Annotated in this window: 22 protein-coding genes; all 22 read left to right on the forward strand. The window is 34.4% G+C overall.

Translation table 11 applies throughout. The features are described 5' to 3' along the window. Window positions 1-33 precede the first annotated feature (33 nt). The 22 genes from COD11_RS13070 (at window position 34) to COD11_RS13160 (ending at window position 19,608) form a co-directional block, all read left to right on the forward strand. Window positions 34-1,440, forward strand: a complete 1,407-nt coding sequence (locus COD11_RS13070; RefSeq protein WP_176551075.1) for a DNA cytosine methyltransferase — start codon at window positions 34-36, stop codon at window positions 1,438-1,440. A 74-nt stretch (window positions 1,441-1,514) separates the two neighbouring features. After that, the gene (locus COD11_RS13075; protein WP_098797349.1) at window positions 1,515-2,372 is read left to right on the forward strand and encodes a hypothetical protein; all 858 of its coding nucleotides are present in this window, start codon (window positions 1,515-1,517) and stop codon (window positions 2,370-2,372) included. Window positions 2,373-2,807: 435 nt separating this feature from the next. Further along, window positions 2,808-3,884 carry a DnaA N-terminal domain-containing protein gene (locus COD11_RS13080; RefSeq protein ID WP_098797350.1) on the forward strand — a complete coding sequence of 359 codons (1,077 nt, stop codon included), beginning with the start codon at window positions 2,808-2,810 and terminating at the stop codon, window positions 3,882-3,884. A 626-nt stretch (window positions 3,885-4,510) separates the two neighbouring features. Continuing rightward, window positions 4,511-5,392 (forward strand): ArdC-like ssDNA-binding domain-containing protein, encoded by an 882-nt coding sequence (locus COD11_RS13085; protein WP_176551076.1) that lies wholly within the window; start codon window positions 4,511-4,513, stop codon window positions 5,390-5,392. 30 nt (window positions 5,393-5,422) lie between these two features. Then, window positions 5,423-5,587: a hypothetical protein gene (locus COD11_RS26860; protein ID WP_176551077.1), complete on the forward strand. Its 165-nt coding sequence runs from the start codon at window positions 5,423-5,425 to the stop codon at window positions 5,585-5,587. Window positions 5,588-5,701: 114 nt separating this feature from the next. Continuing rightward, window positions 5,702-9,016, forward strand: coding sequence for a helicase-related protein (locus tag COD11_RS13090; protein ID WP_098797352.1), 3,315 nt, complete (start codon window positions 5,702-5,704; stop codon window positions 9,014-9,016). Window positions 9,017-9,035: 19 nt separating this feature from the next. Continuing rightward, complete coding sequence (locus tag COD11_RS13095; protein ID WP_098797353.1) at window positions 9,036-9,833, forward strand: hypothetical protein; 798 nt, start codon at window positions 9,036-9,038, stop codon at window positions 9,831-9,833. A gap of 425 nt (window positions 9,834-10,258) precedes the next feature. Then, window positions 10,259-10,924, forward strand: coding sequence for a hypothetical protein (locus COD11_RS13100; protein ID WP_098797354.1), 666 nt, complete (start codon window positions 10,259-10,261; stop codon window positions 10,922-10,924). Between the two features lie 201 nt (window positions 10,925-11,125). Next, window positions 11,126-11,728 (forward strand): hypothetical protein, encoded by a 603-nt coding sequence (locus COD11_RS13105; protein ID WP_098797355.1) that lies wholly within the window; start codon window positions 11,126-11,128, stop codon window positions 11,726-11,728. A 30-nt stretch (window positions 11,729-11,758) separates the two neighbouring features. After that, the gene (locus tag COD11_RS13110; RefSeq protein ID WP_098797356.1) at window positions 11,759-12,406 is read left to right on the forward strand and encodes a hypothetical protein; all 648 of its coding nucleotides are present in this window, start codon (window positions 11,759-11,761) and stop codon (window positions 12,404-12,406) included. 135 nt (window positions 12,407-12,541) lie between these two features. After that, complete coding sequence (locus COD11_RS13115) at window positions 12,542-12,982, forward strand: response regulator (protein ID WP_098797357.1); 441 nt, start codon at window positions 12,542-12,544, stop codon at window positions 12,980-12,982. A 98-nt stretch (window positions 12,983-13,080) separates the two neighbouring features. Beyond that, window positions 13,081-13,401: a DUF2325 domain-containing protein gene (locus COD11_RS13120; protein WP_098797358.1), complete on the forward strand. Its 321-nt coding sequence runs from the start codon at window positions 13,081-13,083 to the stop codon at window positions 13,399-13,401. Window positions 13,402-13,435: 34 nt separating this feature from the next. Beyond that, complete coding sequence (locus tag COD11_RS13125; RefSeq protein WP_176551078.1) at window positions 13,436-15,643, forward strand: type IA DNA topoisomerase; 2,208 nt, start codon at window positions 13,436-13,438, stop codon at window positions 15,641-15,643. Between the two features lie 15 nt (window positions 15,644-15,658). Next, entirely contained in the window at window positions 15,659-15,919 is a 261-nt protein-coding gene (locus COD11_RS13130) for a hypothetical protein (RefSeq protein ID WP_098797360.1), read from the forward strand. Window positions 15,920-15,954: 35 nt separating this feature from the next. Then, window positions 15,955-16,806 (forward strand): hypothetical protein, encoded by an 852-nt coding sequence (locus COD11_RS13135; RefSeq protein ID WP_098797361.1) that lies wholly within the window; start codon window positions 15,955-15,957, stop codon window positions 16,804-16,806. Window positions 16,807-16,832: 26 nt separating this feature from the next. After that, entirely contained in the window at window positions 16,833-17,192 is a 360-nt protein-coding gene (locus COD11_RS13140; protein ID WP_098797362.1) for a hypothetical protein, read from the forward strand. A 2-nt stretch (window positions 17,193-17,194) separates the two neighbouring features. Beyond that, on the forward strand, window positions 17,195-17,353 hold the full coding sequence (locus tag COD11_RS26865) for a hypothetical protein (RefSeq protein WP_176551079.1): 159 nt from the start codon (window positions 17,195-17,197) through the stop codon (window positions 17,351-17,353). Window positions 17,354-17,495: 142 nt separating this feature from the next. Beyond that, entirely contained in the window at window positions 17,496-18,317 is an 822-nt protein-coding gene (locus tag COD11_RS13145) for a tyrosine-type recombinase/integrase (protein ID WP_098797363.1), read from the forward strand. A 28-nt stretch (window positions 18,318-18,345) separates the two neighbouring features. Further along, on the forward strand, window positions 18,346-18,708 hold the full coding sequence (locus COD11_RS13150; RefSeq protein WP_098797364.1) for a YhjD family protein: 363 nt from the start codon (window positions 18,346-18,348) through the stop codon (window positions 18,706-18,708). Window positions 18,709-18,729: 21 nt separating this feature from the next. Continuing rightward, window positions 18,730-18,861: a hypothetical protein gene (locus COD11_RS27535; protein WP_255301621.1), complete on the forward strand. Its 132-nt coding sequence runs from the start codon at window positions 18,730-18,732 to the stop codon at window positions 18,859-18,861. A 28-nt stretch (window positions 18,862-18,889) separates the two neighbouring features. Beyond that, on the forward strand, window positions 18,890-19,237 hold the full coding sequence (locus tag COD11_RS13155) for a hypothetical protein (protein WP_098797365.1): 348 nt from the start codon (window positions 18,890-18,892) through the stop codon (window positions 19,235-19,237). A 38-nt stretch (window positions 19,238-19,275) separates the two neighbouring features. After that, window positions 19,276-19,608, forward strand: coding sequence for a hypothetical protein (locus COD11_RS13160; protein ID WP_098797366.1), 333 nt, complete (start codon window positions 19,276-19,278; stop codon window positions 19,606-19,608). Window positions 19,609-19,622: the final 14 nt, after the last annotated feature.

Raw genomic sequence — 19,622 nt, forward strand, 5'->3', positions numbered from 1 at the left:
TATTTTATTAAACGAAAGTGGGAGGACTACATGATGAAAGAATTATTGAGAAAAGTTTATGCAAAACGACAAAAGGCTGGTAAGGACGGTATATGGTTGCAATCGCTAGTATGTGAGACTGCTCAGTTTAATGAGGGTGATTCGCTGTATGTATCCATTACAGACGAAGAGATTGTTATTCAGAATCAATCACATTCGGAACAGGAGCATGTTATTCATGTGAGCGGCCGTCTTAACAAAACAAGTGGGAAGAGACGTCCGTTGGTTGACAGTTGTGGTGAGCGTTACACATCGATCCTTTCAATGACTGATAAAGTAGAAATTATCGTTCAAAGAAAAGGAGAAATGTCAGCGGTCATTATTAGACCATTACACTTTTCTTTAATGGAAACTGATACAATTGAAACACCAAAGAATGATCGAATTCGTACTTTATCAATAGGAGCAGGTTGTGGGATTGGTACTAGTGCTCTTGTAGAAACAGGCTACTTTATTCCAGTGATGGAAATTGAAGTTGAAACTGATTCTGCAGAAGTTCTTAAGCATAATTATCCTCATTCGCTATTATTTAACGGTTGTATGAAGGATGTTCATTCAGTTGCGAAAGCAGATATAGCGTTAGTAACCATGCCATGTGATCAAAGTTCGACACTTGGAAAACGTGAAGGTAATATAATGAATTCTCTAGCTATTGCAGCTGCTAAGATCATTAAATCTTCCCAAGCTGAAGTCTTGTTTTTTGAGAATGTGCCAAAGTGGTATGAAGAGAAGGATTGGTTATTACTAAAAGAGTTGATAAAAGATGACTACCCATACTTTGCCGAAAAGCAAATAGAAGCTTGGGATTTTGGTTCTATTGCGACAAGGCTAAGAAAATACGTGGTCTGTTTTAAGAACCAAGAAATGTTCTTTGATTTTCAGTTTCCGAAAGCACCAAAGGTGAGAAGGAGAAAATTGAAAGATTTCCTTGATGGTAAACATGTCACTCATGAGTGGAAATCATTAGACACTTGGATGAATAACTTCGAAACGAGAGATTCTTCTTGGAAAGACCGTAACTTAGATAAAACCTTCGTGACAAAGGATACACAAGTGATAAATTGCATCCCTAAGCGCTACAGAGGGCAAAGTGCCTCTTCATCATATGTGTTGAGTGAAGATAAAAAGCATTGGCGTTATTTAAGTGAAGCGGAAATTAAGCGAATCTTGGATATACCTGCATGGTTTTCTTTTTGTGATCACACTCCTATCACTCGTAGATACGAAATGATGGGACAAAGTGTGTCATGCCAAGTCATAAAAGCCATTGGTAACAACATTGCTGCGAGCTTTATAAAGAATGCATTCAAGAGGGTGAAACAATCAATTCAAGAAGTGAAACAGAGAGTTGAAAATGCTATTTCAATAGACAATAATGGTCAACTTGAATTAGTTATATAAGGGTTTGAAGGGTGTGTTTCATTACACCCTTTGTTAGTTATATTAAACATAATTATAATGGAGGTCAATTCAATATGAATAGCACAAGGATAGAAGCGTTACTAATTGAAAAAGGTGTCTCTCAAAAAGAGTTGAATAAATTAAAAAATCGTAGAGTAGTTATTATGAATTCTCAACTATATGAAACACAAGAAGAGATTAATGAAGTTACTGAAATTCCAACTTCTAAAATCGTATCTACTCATAGAACATTAGGTTCGTGTCGTTCCTGGTGGGATAATATTTTTGACGAACGATTTAATAACATAGATGATGATAAATGGAAACGTATATACAATATATTTGAAAGAGAATCGTTACAAGAATTCAGGAATTCACTATCGTATGTTGCTAAACCTCTAGAATCAGCAACTTATTATCCTGAATATGATGTGTATAAAATAGGAGAAGGTCATCACAGAACCTGTTGGTCATTGTTAACTGGGACGCCTGTTTTAAAGGTTGCTAGATTATCAATCGTAACGTTTAGTGAACAGAAATTATCTGAGAGAAAAGAAAGGTTATCCGACATAAGTAGCATTTATAACAGTCTTATATGCAAAGAAGGTATAATAAAGGGACTTGTGGAAGAACTTAACCTGGTTTTAATTGAGGGAGATATTAAATATCGTGAACATCATGTTTGTCAAATTGACACTATTGATGTTAAAAAGGCTAAAGAAAGTAATAAACTACTTCTTCATGGTCCTCGGTATGAGGACCAATTAATATATGCAATTTCATATATTAATAACATAATGAGTGAGCATAATAAAATAAAGCATTATCCAAAATTTCTAAGAGAAAAAATACTAGCTGTTAAAACTTTTTTATTCTTTACAAAAGAGAAAGAAGCTTTACAAGATTTGTATCAAAGAGGCTGGTCTATTTAAAATATATTTTATGAACATTTGTCGTTCATAAAAATTGTGGTAAAATAGATTGATAAATTAATATTAAAGGGAAACCCCCTAAATGACGCAAACTTGCCAATAGGTGAAGTCTGTCCATTTAGGGGGTTTTTGTGTCGAATTAACATAAGGCCATTTGATATGTTAATAGTATTTTGTCGCATTGTTTGTTAAAATGTAAACTATCAAATTACGGTTATTTCTATTAAAAAAAAACATAAAAAAACCCACCATTGCTACTTCATCTAATCTAGACACTTTGGCCGGTGAGAAGATTAAATGAAACGAATAGGGCGGGGTTTCTTATTGTTATTAATCTGGCTTTATTTTATCATAACCAGATTATTATAGACAAGTAGAATACCCTAAGTATTCCTATCCTATTTCTTTATTGGTGGGAGATAGGAGCAATTAACCATGGAAGACAATAAAAACCTGAAAGGGTCCAAGGATATTCTAAAGTACTATCGTTTAAAAGATACTGAGTCCTACATTGAGCGAGTAAAATTAATCGATATATCAAGTGATTCGGTTACCAAAACCTACTTTTATCCTCAACAAGATAAAATCCTATTTAACGAAGAAGAAATAAAAAAGTTTTCACTAGATTCCTATGGGGAAAGCATTCCTTATATAGATGGTGAATTAACTATATTCAGTAATTATTTTTGGGATTTTTGGGGTTATTACCTAACATCTGAAGCTACTTCGTTATATGGTCATCTTAAGCGATATGCATATGGGAGTAAGGATTGGTGTTACCCTAACTTTGACCTTATTGGTGATAAAATGGGGAAAAGTCGTAAATCTGTTCTTCTTTATTTAGATATTTTAGAAAGGTATGGTTTTGCTTATAAGTTTAATGTATTAAATACTTCGCGCAATAACGTTGAAGAAGGTCCTATATTTAAACTTAGAAAGCAAATCCCGCTTCTTTCTCACAAACTGATCTATGGCGATCCCGACATTGAAATACCCAATGATGCTCCACCTCATATGAAGAAAGCATTAAAAAGAGAGCAGCAAGGTTTACCGCCTAGATTAAGAAAAGTACATGAAGAATTTGTAAGTGAACATTTACATAATAGTTCATCTGATAAATTAAAAGAACAAGTTGATTACGAGAAGGTTTATAGTGCTTGGTTACAATATGGAGAAATCTTAAAGAGCAAAGAACCAAAAGAAATGAAAAAAATTCGTAGTGAACAATCGTCACTTTTAAAAGAAATGAATGAACATGAGAAAATTTTATTGAAATTCATCTTGGATGAAGCTAAACAACATTTATCTAAACCATCCTATGAAACTTGGTTTAATAATCTCTATTTAAAAATCGATGGAAAAGCCTATATCATATTTGCTCCAAATGAATTCGCCCAGGATTGGTTGAAAAAGAAATATGCTTCTTTCATAGAATCCTGTATATCCAAAATAGAAAATATCGATGATGGAGCAGCTGAAGTTGAAATATATAGTTATGAACTTAACCAATAGGTTAAGTTTTTTTATTATTTTAACCTACCTTGGAGAATTTATAAGGTAGGTTAACAATTTTACAAGGTAGGTTAGAAATCTTATAAGGTAGGTTGGAAAATTTACAAGGTACTAGGTTGGAAAATTTACAACCTAGTTTATCCACAGAAATATAGGTTGTAAATTCTACAAGGTAGGTTGGAAAATTTACAAGGTACCCCTAGGTTGTAAATTTTCCAAGGGGAGGTTGTAGAATTTTCAACCATAATAAATACAAGGGGAATAAATACAAAGGTTTTTAAAAAATAATATATAATAAAGCCCTTATTTACTCGTTCCTTTCAAAAAATCTCTTCTTGTGGAATTCCGTAATAATATGTATAATATGCCTATATTTACTTTTTATTTTTGTTTTATTGCAATCCAATATTGGATTAGCGGGATTTGTTAGACATGGAATACAGCCTTTGGGTTGAATAGTATGCACTACCTTTGTGCCTATTTAACTCAAAGGCTTTTTTGCGTTGTTTTTTAAAAGCTTAATAGAGTTGTGGTTAATAAACGAGAATGGATAGGACGATTTATGTCTTAATATGTTCTCGTTTTTTATATAGATACTAATTATCAGAGAGGAATGGATGTTTGTTATGAAAAATGGGTGGAAGAAAAAAGCTGATCAACCAACTCAAAAAGAAAGAGTAGAACAGCTAATTAAGACATTAGAAGAGGGAGTTGAGAACTTTTCATATTCTCCAGAGGAATTTAAAGCCATCTTGGAAATGAAAGCTCTCATGCCTAACTATTCGTTTCGCAATTTACTAGTCGCAAAGGCTCAATTGCCACATGCTAGTTTTATAGCTTCCTTTAAGCGATGGAATGAATTAGGGAGAAATGTTAAAAAAGGTCAACAGGCACTTAGAATCTTCGCACCGCGATTTATTAAAGCGGAAGAAGAGGATTGTAGTAGCAAAGAAGATTATAAATTAGTTGGATTTGTTACTGTTCCTGTGTTTGATTATAGCCAAACGGAAGGTGATCCGCTCCCAATTGATAAGGTGAAAATTACTCTTGAAGGAGATTGTCCTGAAGCAAGGGAGTTAATTGATTTTGCTGAGCAAGTAGCAAGAGAAGATAACTGTCCTGTTACATACGGTGATACTGGTACTGCAAATGGTTTTTATGTACCTGCCATGCACAGTATTACGGTTTCAGACACTTTAACTATCAATCATCGTTGCAAGACCTTAATCCATGAGCTAGTTCACTCAAAGGTTCATCGCTATGACACTAAGAGCACTAGCAAAGAAAGAGAGGTTGTAGCGGAAGGATCAGCTTACGTTATTTGTTCTTATTTCGGATTAGACACATCTAGTTATTCATTTGGTTATGTCAAAGGATGGAGTAAGGGTGATGAAGAAGCTCTCATGAAATATGGTTCTCAAATTTGTGATATTGCCGGAAAGGTGATTAAACAATTTGAAAACTTAAAGGAGCAACATCAACAACAAAGGCAAGTTCAAACTGCTTAATTGATATATCGCTTATTGGGAGGATTAGATGTGCTTAACGTAATCAAAAGAAGAAAACGAATTAAATTGTTTTCTCAACGTAGCAAGTTAAAAGAAATGAATCAACGCTTAGAAAAAGCAGCACTTGAACAAGATGTTGCTTGGGTTGAGGAATTGATGGAGGAAAAACGGAGACTTATAGATAGTTTGTTATAAGTCTATAAACCGTAAAAATAAAGATATTTAAGGGAGGTGTATCCCTATCTATTAAGCAAGACAGATAGGGAGCCCTCGGGCCCTTGTTCTGTTTTAGTAGATAAGGGATTAAATATGAGTGTAATCGAATGGAATAAAGTAAAAGAAACAGAAGATTGTCCGAAAATGTTGGAAGTCTACCTAGATCAAGCTTGGCAAGATGCATTTTGTTATGCATTAGCTGTTGAACCACCTGAAAAAGAATGGCAACAACCTAAGTTACTGATGACGGTCATTTCTGGAAATGATTCAACCTTACAAGCAATGAAAGCTGCTATTGCTTTAGGGGGAAATGGATTACATTTCGGTTATGGCGATAAGAGTTTAACAGGTTACGAGTTTAATAAGGACTTTCAACTTTGTTCCGAAAAAGGGGCATATGAAAAGTTTCCGATCACTATTAATTCAAACCGAAAGGCAATTGCTATTGTCCATGACAAACTCTTAGGTAACGATGAATACGTCCTTTCTTTTGAAGGAGATCCAGCAGAAGATATTCGTCAAGTTCTTGGTGGCGGAAAATACGGACTACCTATTTTACCAGAGTGGAAAGACATTGTTTACCAAGAACTCCGTAATAGAGGACATTTGGAAGACATTGAATTCTACTATGATAAAGGACTTTTTCCAAATGGTTTTTCGCTGATGAAGCTTAATTTAGAGGAAGAACAAGCGGATCAACTGTTGTCGGAATTAATTAAGACTAATCTTCTTAAGTTTCCAAAAGAGGGAACTGGGAAAGCATTAGAAAATGTGAAGGACCTTACGACATACATGCAAAGCTATGTGAATGACATGGTTGCTAAGGTTTCTGAACAGGTTACTCCGACACATAATCCAATTGAAGATGAAAGTTTTAAAGATTTCGAGAATTATAAGCGTCAATTATTTCCTGTACAAGCTCATGTTTCAACTGCTATCGCAAAAAGACTAAGAGAGCAAAAGAGTCTGATCTTACAGGGTGAGATGTCAACGGGTAAGTCTACTATGTTAGTAGCTTTGACAGATGCTTATAACCAAATGAAGGGAAAAAAAGGTTATCATGCATGTTTAATGGTACCACCATCTTTGACGAAGAAATGGCCTGAAGAGATTAAAGAGGTAATTCCTGATGCAAATGTTATCGTGGTTGATAAAACTGAACAGCTGATTCAGTATCATGCTGATTGGACATATGCTGGTAGACCAAAACCTACTAAACCAACATTCTTTGTTGTGAGTTTTACAACAATGAGAGGAGATTGTGCAATTGCACCAGTAGTAGATTTCGAGAGAATTAAAACGAAAAAGCAGATTGCTGATGATGAACCTGCTTTTCGCTACGGATATTACTGCCCTGATTGTGGTCAAGCACATCAAGTCATTGAATCTACTGAAGTTCAATTGAACGAGAATGGAGAAGAAGTAACGACTCAATCAAAACGTACGATGGGACCAGGTGAATTCGGAGATACCCGTAGAATTCATAATTCGAAAAATCCTGCTAATGCTTTTTGTTCTGAATGTGGTGGTAGCTTATGGACGAAGCGTGTGCCTACTCGTTATGGTTCATTCAAAGAATGGGCAAAGCATGAAAAGAAACTTTCTCATGCACTTAGTCAAGGGAACGAAAGACTTGTTAAGCATGTACAAGACTCTCAACCTGAGATTCCAAAGATAGTAGGGCGCCCAAGACGTATTGCAACCGTCGAGTACATTCGAAGAAAAATGAATAAATTCTTTGATTTAGCACTTGTTGATGAAATTCACGAATTGAAATCAGGTATGAGTGCTCAAGGAAATTCATTAGGTAGTTTAGCTGCTGCAAGCAAAAAAGTTGTAGGTGCTACTGGTACATTGTTCGGTGGTAAGGCAGAGGATATTTATTACTTGTTATGGAGACTTTTCCCAAATGAAATGGTCAAAAATGGATACAAATATTCCGAAGTAAGAAAGTGGAATGAGGAATACGGGAACATCGAAGTAACTACAGTCAATTTTGATGATAAAGGTGAATTCACTAATAAGCAAAGTCGCGGTGGTACAAAGAGAACTGAAAAGACTCTACCAGGTATATCGCCTTTTGTGTTTGGTAAGTTCCTTATTCAAAATACTGTACTTGTTCGATTAGTAGATGTATGGCCAGATCCAGTTGAACTTGTGAATGTTCCGACGATTTTCGTTGATATGGACCCCGAGTTAAAACAGGTCTACGATGACATGGAATTTACTTTCAAAAGAGAAATTGACGTAAGAGAAGATGGACATAAATTGTATCTTCCTTTAACCAATACAGGTATAGCTTTTCCGGATAATCCTTTTACGTATCCTGATGTTTTATTGAAGAACGAAGAAGGGGAACGTGAATTGATATGGAAACCTACACATCTTCCGCAAACGCAACTTCTTAATAAAGAGAAGAAGCTGCAGGAACTTATAAGCGGAGAAATGGCTGAAGGTAGGAAATCAATTGTCTATGTTCGTGATACTGGTAGTTCTGTTGAAGGACGAGATGTAAGACCGAGATTAAAGAAAATCCTAGAGGATATTGGTGCCAAAGTGGAGATCCTTGATACTTCTTCTACCGCTACAAATAAACGTAGTGAATGGGTTCGTAAGAAGATTGAAAAAGAAGATAATGATGTCATTATCGTATCTCAAGAACTGGTTCGTGTAGGTTTGGATCTATTGTGTACACCCACTTTGATTTTTTATCAGTTCAGTTGGAGTCTCTTCACGATCAGCCAGGCAAGCCGACGCGCATGGAGGATCTCGCAGTCTCAAGAGTGCAGATTATATTACTTGTCTTACAAAGATTGTTATCAAGAGCAAATGGCTCAGCTGATTGCAATGAAAAATAGAGCGGCTAGTGCTATTAATGGAGAAACATCCAGTGACGGGCTTGCGGCGATGTTGGGTGATGATGGTGATCTTCAAAGCATGTTGATCAAATCCATTAAAAAAGGTGAGAAGTTGAAAGGTTCTACTGAAGAATGGGTAGCGGAAACTTCTGATCGTGCAAGAGAAATCCTTGCTGGAATCGGTAAGAAGAAGCAACCTTCACTAAGAGAACAATTTAACCAATGGGTTAGACAACAAATTGAAACGGATTCTACTCTCAATGTACTGCTTAAAAAGGCAAATAGTATTGTCGAGAACATTGAAAGTGGTAAGATCAATGGTTTCAAATCCAATCAAGGTGTATTGGAAGTTGATTTAATTGAAGCCTTTGGATTCGACCTTGTATCCGATGGGGCAGTCCTTTCTCACTTAGTAAGTGTTGAAAGAAAACTTGCAAATCCAACACCATACAATGCGTCAATCTTTGAAGTCAAAGCAGAGGAAAAGAAAACAAAACGCTCAAAAAAAGCTCCAATCGACGGGCAATTGGCGTTTAGTTTATTTGAATAATTATTAGGAGGATATATAAATGTACTTACCAATTATTGAGTGTTATATGATTATCTTTTTATTTATCGAGTCATATGTAATTCAACGTGTAGCTGAACTAGAGATGGATGTAACATTGGGCTACTTTGAAATGGTCGAAAATCTAGAAGTAGATTGTAGCAGCAAGCAGGAAGAGTTTACTCTTCTTGCTTTCTCAGAAAATGAAGATTGTTCAACTTCTGAAGTGTCAGGTCCAGCTATTGTACCAACCATATCTGTTTTAGATGATGGAGCTTTGGAGTTGATGAATTCTTTAGAGCAAGAGGTTATGGAGTTAAACCAAGGTGATAACCTTGATAATCAAGAAGATTACTATGTTTATAGTGATGCTGATTGTCCTCCTGAACTAGATGGACAAAACGATGAATCACAGTGGGTTAAGCTCAATAGTGTTGAGGAAGAGGAAGACTATCTTTCTATGTCTGACCTGAATGGAGAAAATTCAGATCAACAACTAAATATCGATTCTTATTCTCAATTTTCAACCTCGAAGATTTCAGACAACATGGAAGGTCTACAACAATGGACTGTTAAGGTTGTTGGAATGGAGGATGCGTATATCCACGTTAGTGACGGACAGCGTATCTGGTTGAATGTTGGAATAGAAAAAGCAAGAAAGATCACAAACAATGACATTCTTGCAATCGATGTGATGAAGAACGGCAAAGAAGTTGAAGTCTTAAGAATCATCAAACTAGAGTCGGGAGTAAATGAAGACTATCTGATTCCAGATGAAGAAAGCTACTTTGGAGTTGAAGATAGTAAGGTTGCTATGTAGCAAGAAAAGTAGGACAGCAACAACTAAGTTGTTGCCTCCTACTCAAAGAATATTAATGTGTTATTTTAGTATTTTTCGAGTAGGAGAATATCAAATAAACAATTGAAAGAGGTTAAATATGTGGATTTTATAGTAAGAAAATGCCTAATCATCACATAATTTGCAAATAGTCAAAAAGTAGTATAAATAAAAAAAACAAAAAACTACTTTTTTAGCATTACATTTCGACATTGTGTAGTATTATAATATACACATGCTCATATATTGTAAAAAAAACAGGAAAACTTTTCAAGAAAAAGAAGAAAATTGTATAGAATAGTCTATGATATGTCGATATAATACCTATTACGTTAATGATTTGTGTAAAATTTACTATTTTAATATTAAGGAAATAGTGCTAATTATTTACAAGATGAGGTGCCAAAATGATTCTCGATGACAAAATAATAGAAACCTTTATAGAAGAAATGAAAGCTAAAAAGGCAAAGACAGAAATTATATACTTCAAATGTAAAGATGGAAAATATATGAAGATTCATGGGTACGGAGTTGCTGGTGTAGTTCAAGATGAAGAATTTTTCGAAAATCTACATGATCACCTTATCTATTCAGAATTAAGTTGGATACAGCCAATTATTGATGTCTTCAAATGCCCTATTGAGGCGGAAGCAGATGTTGACAATAGCGGGAGTGTAGGCAATGAAAAAATAAAAATAGAGGCGAGAATCCAGATTCCGAAAGAAGCTAGCCGTAATTTACCTGGGTATTTGTATCCTAGATTTCAATCTATTATTAGGCTGCATTCCTTTATCCAAGATGTAAAAGTAGACGGATATGATGGATGCTTATCGGCATTACTATTCACCTTACAGATTGACGCAAAAAAAGTTAATAAGGTTTTAAGTAGTTCAGCTAATGGAAATAAACAACTTACTAACCAATGGATAACTACTATAGAAAAATACCGTATGTTTAACATAGGAGCAGAAAGATTTTCAACTATTTACCAAGTAATTAATGGGAAACTAGATAAAGAACGAAAAAGAGACTTGTATTCAGCATATATAGATTTAAGTAAAAAAATAGAATAGTATAGTAAATTCTTCTATCATTAGTATCAACAAGATAAATTACATAAAAACTATAAACACTAAAATTCAAGTTATTAATATTGTTAATTTGAGAAGGTTTCAAGACTTTCAGAAATAATACCGTTATATCCTCATAAAACTGTTTTTTTCTCAAATTAACAATGAATAATGAACTATTTTTCGAAAGGAGATTAAGAAATTGTGCTAATGAAAATACCTAAGTTATATTTTCTAATCATTCCTATACTGTTTCTATTTGTGTCATCTGTAACCTCAACAACATATGCTGCAACTGAGGATTTACCATTTTTGAAGAATCAAAATGGGGTCACTCAGAACACTCAAAATTTTGATGCCTTTATTGATAATGCAACCGAAGAAGTAAACAGCACAGCTCCAATGGTAAACACTATCGTGACAACTTTGTTAAGCATTATGTTCTTAGTTGGTGTTATAAAAATGGGATATGCCCTTGTAACTAAAACAGGAATGGTTTTAAAAGGATCCACTGGAGTGCTTATCGGAATACCTATTTTCGTTTTGACATTACGACTATTTTTTATTTTATCCTTTACAACAAATAAACAGGGTGTTACACTTCTTGTAATTGATGGAATGAATTTATTAGTTAGAGTAGGACTCTTTGTTTCTATAGGGATGGTCCTTATAGGGTTACTGATGAGGCTCTTTCATAAATTTCTTAACCATCCAGAGTATGCGCGTTGGAGTAAGCGATTGTATATCGGTGCAGCGTGGCTCTGCTTATTAACATCTGTAATGCCGATTGTCATCAGAAGCATATAGGTATTGAGATGATATAAGGAGAAATGGAGAATGAAATTACAATTAGTCGTTAATAATAAAAATAAAAATAAAAAACAAGATATGCCTACATGCAGAAAAAACTGTGAATTATTTGATCCTATCACAGAACAATGCGGGGTTAATTATAAAATAAATCCTGATGATCCGCTCTTAACAGCAAGATGTGGTGAAATGATATACAAAGATGAAAATGATGATTCAGTTTATATACCCAATGCAGATAACCGCTCAATCAAATATACTCTTATTGAAGATGAATTTGAATGCGAGCTAGAAGATGAATCAATGTTTCTCGAATTTCATGGGGACAAATTTAATCCAATCACTTCAACTTATCCTATGAAGCCTGATTATCAAGTAAATCGAGATGATGCGATATGGTACGTTTCACCAAGTGGGGATTGGGGATGCTGGATAATTAACAAAAGTAAGAAGCGCTTTTTTACTATCCCATCTAGCTCAGAAGTGATAAAGGGATGGACTAAAAATGTCTACATGTCACCATATCCATTGCACGATCATAATTCATCATTGTCTTTAGCATCAAGGATGGCATGGTTCGTTGATGCAGATGGATATGGTCAATATGTCCTAATAGCCAATGGTAAGATCTCGATGATTGCATCTCCTAAACCAGTTAACTGGACTAATCAGTAATTGTTGATTTCGGAAGGAAGATAATGTTAAAATATATATTAATTAAAGAAAAGGGATACCCCCTAAATGTGAGAAAAGGACTATTCTGTCTTCTTCTCTGTTTAGGGGTTTTTTGCATGTAAAGGGGATAGTAATTTGACTGAAATTTTAGTAATTGGTTCACATATTTCCTTCCTTGAAGGGTTTAAAAACTTGCTCGAAATACAAATAAACCATTGTAGAGTAGAGATATTTACATTTAAAAACAGTGAGGATTGTTTTTATTTAGATTATAGCCCCGATCTTGTTATATTCGACCCAGTAGAAGAACACTTCGATTATGCTGTTGAGCTTATAGACCGCTTTCTATCCCAGAAGACTAAGGTGATTATCTTATCTACGGGTGACCATAGCAAAGAAAAGATTCTTGATCTACTAGAAAAGCAAATTTCGGGATACCTACTAAAGAGTATGAAGAGCATTGATTTGTTGTGTAACATTAAACAAATTTTAAAGGGAGATCGGTACATACATCCAACGATTGCGAATGTTTTATTGGATGAATACCGTTTAAATAAACAATTAACTAGTATTTAACAAACCATTTTATCTATTAATTTATTACAAAATACTTGCACTTAGTGTAATATGTGGTATATTTGTTATAAATAAAAGGATAGAGAGGTTGATTTAACATGAAAAAAACGATTGCAATTATTGGTGGTTCTCAAGAGATTACATATCGAAAGATTGCTAAGAAATATGGGTGTGATCTTAAATTCCACAATGGTAAATCTCGTAATGGTGGAAATAAAAAAGAATTCAAAAATGTTATTAAAAAAGCAGATTGTGTTTGTGTTCAATTAGGAGCAATTGGTCATGTAGCAACAGAGATGGTAAGAGATCTTTGTAAAGAGATGGATATTGAGCTGGTATTCCATAATGGATTTGGTGCAAGTGGTGCCGTACAACTCTGTGTAGAAAAACTGTCAGAAGCTCAAAAAGTTGCTGCGTAATTAGTAATTAGTAATTAGTAAAAGAGGTGTGCAATTGGGAAAAAGCCTTTTAATAGCTGAGAAGCCTAGTCAGGCTAAAAAAATTGCTGAAGCATTCTCATATAAATCTCAATCGGGATATATTGAGATTTTACCTTGCGATACATTCAAAGAAGGAGCTCTTGTAACAAATGCAATTGGGCATATCCTTCAATTAGTCGATGCGAAGACTTATGATCCTATCTATGAAAAATGGGATGTGTCAACTCTTCCAGTCTTACCAAATCAATTTAAGTTGGCCGTTGATCCATCGAAACGACAGCAATTTAATAAAATTAAGAAGTTAGTAATGGACCCGTCAATTTCGGAAATTGTGAATTGCGGTGACCCAGGTATGGAAGGTCAATTGTTAGTTGATGAGATATTGGTTTTGCTAGGAAATAAAAAACCTGTAAAACGTTTGTGGTCAACAAGCTTAACAAAAGACGCCATTAGGAAAGCTTGTAAAACCTTACGTAATAACAAGGACTATGAGAATATCTATTATTCTGCACTTGCAAGACAACACTCGGATTGGTTACTGGGAATAAACGCTACACGTTTGATTTCCTGTCTAATAAAGGAAAGAGGTTTTCAGCTTACCGGCAGCAGAGAAAGTTCTTTTTCTTGTGGAAGAGTTCAGAGCCCGTTGGTTGCTCTTATCTATCGGCGTGAAATTGAAATAGAGAACTTTGTTAGTCATCCATATTGGGATATCTATGCAGAATTCAATATTGAAGGAAAAACGTATAAAGGAAAGTGGTTTAGCGAAGGTGAAGAACACATCTTTGATAAAGATACTGCAGGTGCATTTGTTGAGTATTGTATTGGAAAAGGCGCTTATATTCACTCAATAAAATCTGAAGAGAAAGCAATAAGACCACCACAACTATATAATTTAACGACTTTGCAATCTGAGGGAAATAAAAAGTTGGGTATGTCTCCATCGGAAATATTGAAAGTAGCCCAAGGTTTATATCAGCGTTCTCTGATATCTTACCCAAGGTCCCAGCCAAGACATGTAACACCTGAAGAAGCCAAGTTGTTTCCTACAATTTTGGAGAACTTGAGTAAAACTCCTGAGTATGCTGCTTTATTACCCGCTCCAATAAAAGATATTTCTGGTGATAAACGATTTGTCGATGCCTCGAAAACGGATGATCACTACGCCATTATCCTTACGGAAGAGTCAGTTGATTTATCATCTTTGTCAAAAGCCGAAAAAGTAATCTATGACATGATCGCGAAATCTATGATTGCTGCTCATTATCCAGATGCTACTTATAACACTACTGAGATCGTTACAGTGGTAGATGAACGTTTTACCTTTATGACGAGAGGAAAGCAAATGGTAGACGAAGGTTGGTTAACTGTATTCGGAAAAGAATCCATGGAGTCCGATGATGAAGGTGAAGATGACGAACTTGTAACAGGTCTGAAAGAAAACGAAAAGGGAATCATCGCTTCTATAGAAATGAAAGAAGGGAAAACGACATCCCCTAAACGTTACACATTAGGAAATCTGGTCAAGCTTATGGAGAATTGTGGCAACGCCCTTAGCAAAGAGGAAAAAATGGATTTTAAGAATTCCGAACTTGCGCTAGGAACAGTTGCAACAAGAGCTGGGATCATCAATCAAATAAAAGATAACGCAAAATATATTCGTGTAGAAAAAAATAAGATCTACCTTGAGCCAAAAGGTAGGATGCTGATAGAAGCTTTAAAAGGTAACCAATATCTAACATCACCAATCACAACAGGAAGAATGGAGCGATATTTAGAGAAGATTGCTAAAGAGAAAGTGAACTATAAACAGGATTATGAAAAATTTGTTAATCGTACAAAGGATATTGTAAAAGAGATTGTTGAAACGACAATTGAAAATTCTAAGTCTTGGAATTTCGAAGATTTAATGAAGGAGCACCAGGAATCTAAAGTATTAGGACCATGTAAGGTATGTGGGGAACCAGTAATAGATGTTGGGAACTTTTATGGATGTACAGCATATGCAAAGACGAAATGTACATTCAAACTACCAAAGAAATATTTGGAGAAAGCATTATCACCATCTGTTATTGAAAGCATTCTTACGAAAGGTACTTCACCTCTCATAAAAGGATTTCAATCTAAAACAAAAGATAAGAAGTTTGAAGCTTTCCTAGAATGGAGTCCAGCTGAGAATCGATTACAATGTATTTTTCCTCCAAAGAAAAGTAATAAATAGCGGAGTGATTTAGTAATGAAAAACAGTAATGAAATCACATATGAACTATTAAAATTATTCTTCCGGAACGATTCTTTAACCTTGGAAGAAATTCAGCAACATTTTTCCTTTCGTTCAATCGCAGATGCTCTTGATGTTTTAGAATCATCACATTTTGTGAAACGAGAAGGTGAGAGGTATCAATTACATCCTAATGTCCCGGAACTTGTTTTAGAAATGATAAATGCATATGAACGGATGCCGAAAAAATTATGTAGTGACATAGGGATAGTTTAAGTGAATTTTCTATATGAACAAAAGGAGGCGAGCGAATGAATTCAGCGATGTTACACAATGGGAAGGTTATTACTTCTAAAGAATACAATCAAGACGTACATGGAAGTAGATTATACTGCATTGATAAGCATTGTAAGGCTCTATTAGTTTTTGTTAAAGGAACTGATACAGTCTCTCCTCATTTTAAGACAACGGGCAAAAATAATGATTCTAAACATAAATCAAACTGTGGTTTTTACAAGCCTTTAAGTTTTATAGATTCTATTAAAAAAGTAGAAGAATATCAAGAAGAACTTCTTGATCAAGGTATAAAGGAAACTGTTATTAGAGTGAATTTCACAAAGTTAGATCCAGACTATGTTCCGAAAGAAGTGAACAAAGAAGAGCAGCCTGAAAAAAAGAAGAAGGCTACAGATGATATAAAAGTTAAACAAGAAAGTGCTACCCCATCTACACTTAGTTCACTTAAATCACTTGTTAAGCTAATGACCGAATATGAACCCGATGTTTTAAGCTCAGTCTTGGTGAATGTAAAGGGTAAAAAGATTCCGCTCTCACACATGATAGGAGACCAAGCCAAAATACATCAAATGCTTTGGGATAACGAAATCATAGATAAGTTAGGTTACTTTGTATATGGGACGGTAGAGAGCGTTATAAGAAGGGAAAAGGTTTATTATATAAACTTTGAACCTTTAAATAGTGTATCGTTTTCACTGACTATTTTTGATCGATATTTTAAACACTTTACCTATTCAGATGATGAGTTAATTGGTAAGCATGTATTGGCATATGGCTATTTGCAAAAAAATGAATACAACAAAAAAAATACAACTATTATGACAATCAAATCGGATAAGTATATAGAATTTATCCCAATGAAATGATAGATTCTCAAGAACAGGAGAAAAAAATGTACTGCGTAGACTTAAAGACAGTAGAAGAAAGTAATTTAACCAAAAGGTTTTCTTCAACATTACAGATAAGCATTACGGATATTCATTTTGGACATAAGCTTAACAGATTGCTTTCAGAACAAATGTATTTTATCAATTTAAGCTTTAAGAGTATGATGGGCTTAAATTGGTCTAGAGTGTCAATCGACACATCTAAATCTGAAGATAAGAATAGCTATAAATTTGAGATAAATAAAGAGATCTTAATAAACTTCCCGTCACAAAAGGTGAAGGAAAATGTTGAAATGAAGCTGGTTAGCAGCATCTTTTCTTTTCTTGATAAACAAGTAAGCCTGGGAAAGTTAGGGGGATTTTAATTATGAAGGAACTGAATTTAAAGGATTTAAAAGAATGGTTTGATATAAAGTGTAAAAAATGTAAGAGCGATAATGTTACGCTTCTTGATCACGAGGGAGCTATCACTTTCTCTTGTAATAATGCTACTTGTGATAATGACAAAATAACTTACCCAGAGTAATGGAGCATTCATGTAACGGAGATGATTTTGATGAAGTGGTATCAAAAAGACGATATTGTACTACCGCTCATTTATGTCATAGCTGCATTACCGATGTTGCTATGGGCTTTAAAAATTATTTAATCGGAAAAGAGGTGTAAACTTGAAATCTTCGACGGAATTATATGGTAAAACTGATTTCACTTCATTCTTAAGTCGTGCTGGAATAAATGGGAAAACCCAAGCGGGTTATATAAGCTCTATGAACAATCTTTTTAAATACCTCTTAAAAGTTAAAAAGGCATATAAAGAGCTAGATTATGACCTAATCGATATTATTGAATTTTTAAAAGCAACTCAATTAAAAGGAAGAGTAAGAGGTACACTACTTCAATGTGTTCAAGCAATAAATGCATACTCTCACTTCATAAATAAAAACCTATATATAGAATTAAGGGATATACCGCTATATATAACAAAAGAATACCCGCAGAGGGAGTTTGTTATTTTAAGTAAAGAGGCTCAAAAGTCTATGTATTATTATGCTCAAAAGACTTGGAAAAAGCGAGATATAGCAATTCTTTTACTTATGATTGAGACAGGGATTAAGGTTTCAGAAATCATAGCATTAGAGAAAAATGATCTTTCTGAAGAAAACAGCATGTGTTACATCCGAATCAATTCAACTATACCTCGTGTAGTGCCTATTACACGAATCTTACATGATCAAATCATTCTTTCATATTCAGCGAGAAATGATAAAGATAGTGCCATGTTTATTAATCAACGAGGGACTAGAGTCAAGGAGGTTAGCATACAAAATATACGCAGAAGTTATCACTTAAGTTTGGAAATACTAAGAGATACTTATATTCATAATCATCTAATTCGAGCTTCAGTACTAAAAGGAATTGGAGAAAATCAAATAAGGATTCTTTACGGAGAACATACACGAAGGTTCATTGACTTCAGAGCGAGAGTTTAGTCATGCTATTTGAAATGGAGGCTGAGTCTTGAAAGAGCCAATTACCATCGACCAAAAGAACATTGCTGCTGAATATATATATCTAACAATATTATTAGATGATTTGGAGAAGGACATTGAAACATTTAAAAAAGTTCCTGTTAAACTCCAAGAACCATACCTTGCATTATTAGATTCAAAAATTAAGAAAGTATTGACTGATATGGCCGCGGTAAAGAAACAAATGAAAGAAGAAAAAATTAAGGTAGTATTTCCCGATAAGAAAGCAAATGAGGACTTTTGGTACTTTGACTATTTTGTAAATGGGTATAAAAGTGAGTTTCATTTTCTTGAAGCTGCACTTAGGAATCACGTGAATAGAAGGATGCAACGTTACTTATTTGGTTCTTAATTCGAAAAAGGGAGCATCTATATGCCAATAAAAACAGTGAATATCCCAGATGAAGTATTAGAGAACATTGATAATTTAACAATTAGCAACGATGAAAAGGAAGAGTTAAAACAGGACCTAGACCGTCTACTCGAAGACCTAAATGAACAATAAATCTTCATTAAAAAAGGAAGGGGTTATTATGCATTGCACGCACGAAGAAATCGAGACAATGGTTTCTAATAATAACTACGAAAGAACAGTCACAGATCAACTTACGCAACTTATCGAAATTATAGAATCGCAAAAGACTAATAAGATAACACTGGTTCCTAGCATCGACCTCACAGCAGGAGAGGATAAAGTTTGGGCTGGAGTTAAAGTATTCGTGGAAGAAAATGAAATTGATAGAGTAACGACATTTGAGGGAAACGGAGTATATTCAGATAAGAATATCGATAACCTATATACCGAATATTTGGTATCTTTTTACGTGAAAAATAGTTTGAAGAGACGATTTGCCAATCTTTCTATCAATGTTGTGTTTTAACTAAAAAACTAGGTGTATCCATGAGGGAGAACTAATAGATGAAGATGATAAATTCAGGATATGAAACAGCTGTTAATTCAGTAACCTTGCAAGCCAACGATTTGTTGTCTGTTGATTACATTAGCAATCACACAGTATCACAAATGAACGGTATCCATTATTTATGCCAGTTAATTATTGAAGAAGTACAAAATGAGAAATATCATTCATACCGGGAAATTTATGATGGTCTACAATCCCTTATGGTTGGATTATATAACAGCAACAATATTGAAGATAATAATCCGGAATTTGTGCAGTCTGTAAAGAAAAATTGCGATATGTTTCTGCAAACGTTACAAGCTTCAGTTACAAAGGAAGTGATTATATGAAACAGATCGTGGTA

The sequence above is a fragment of the Bacillus sp. AFS040349 genome (genome assembly GCF_002577655.1).
Taxonomy (GTDB): Bacteria; Bacillota; Bacilli; order Bacillales; family Bacillaceae; genus Metabacillus.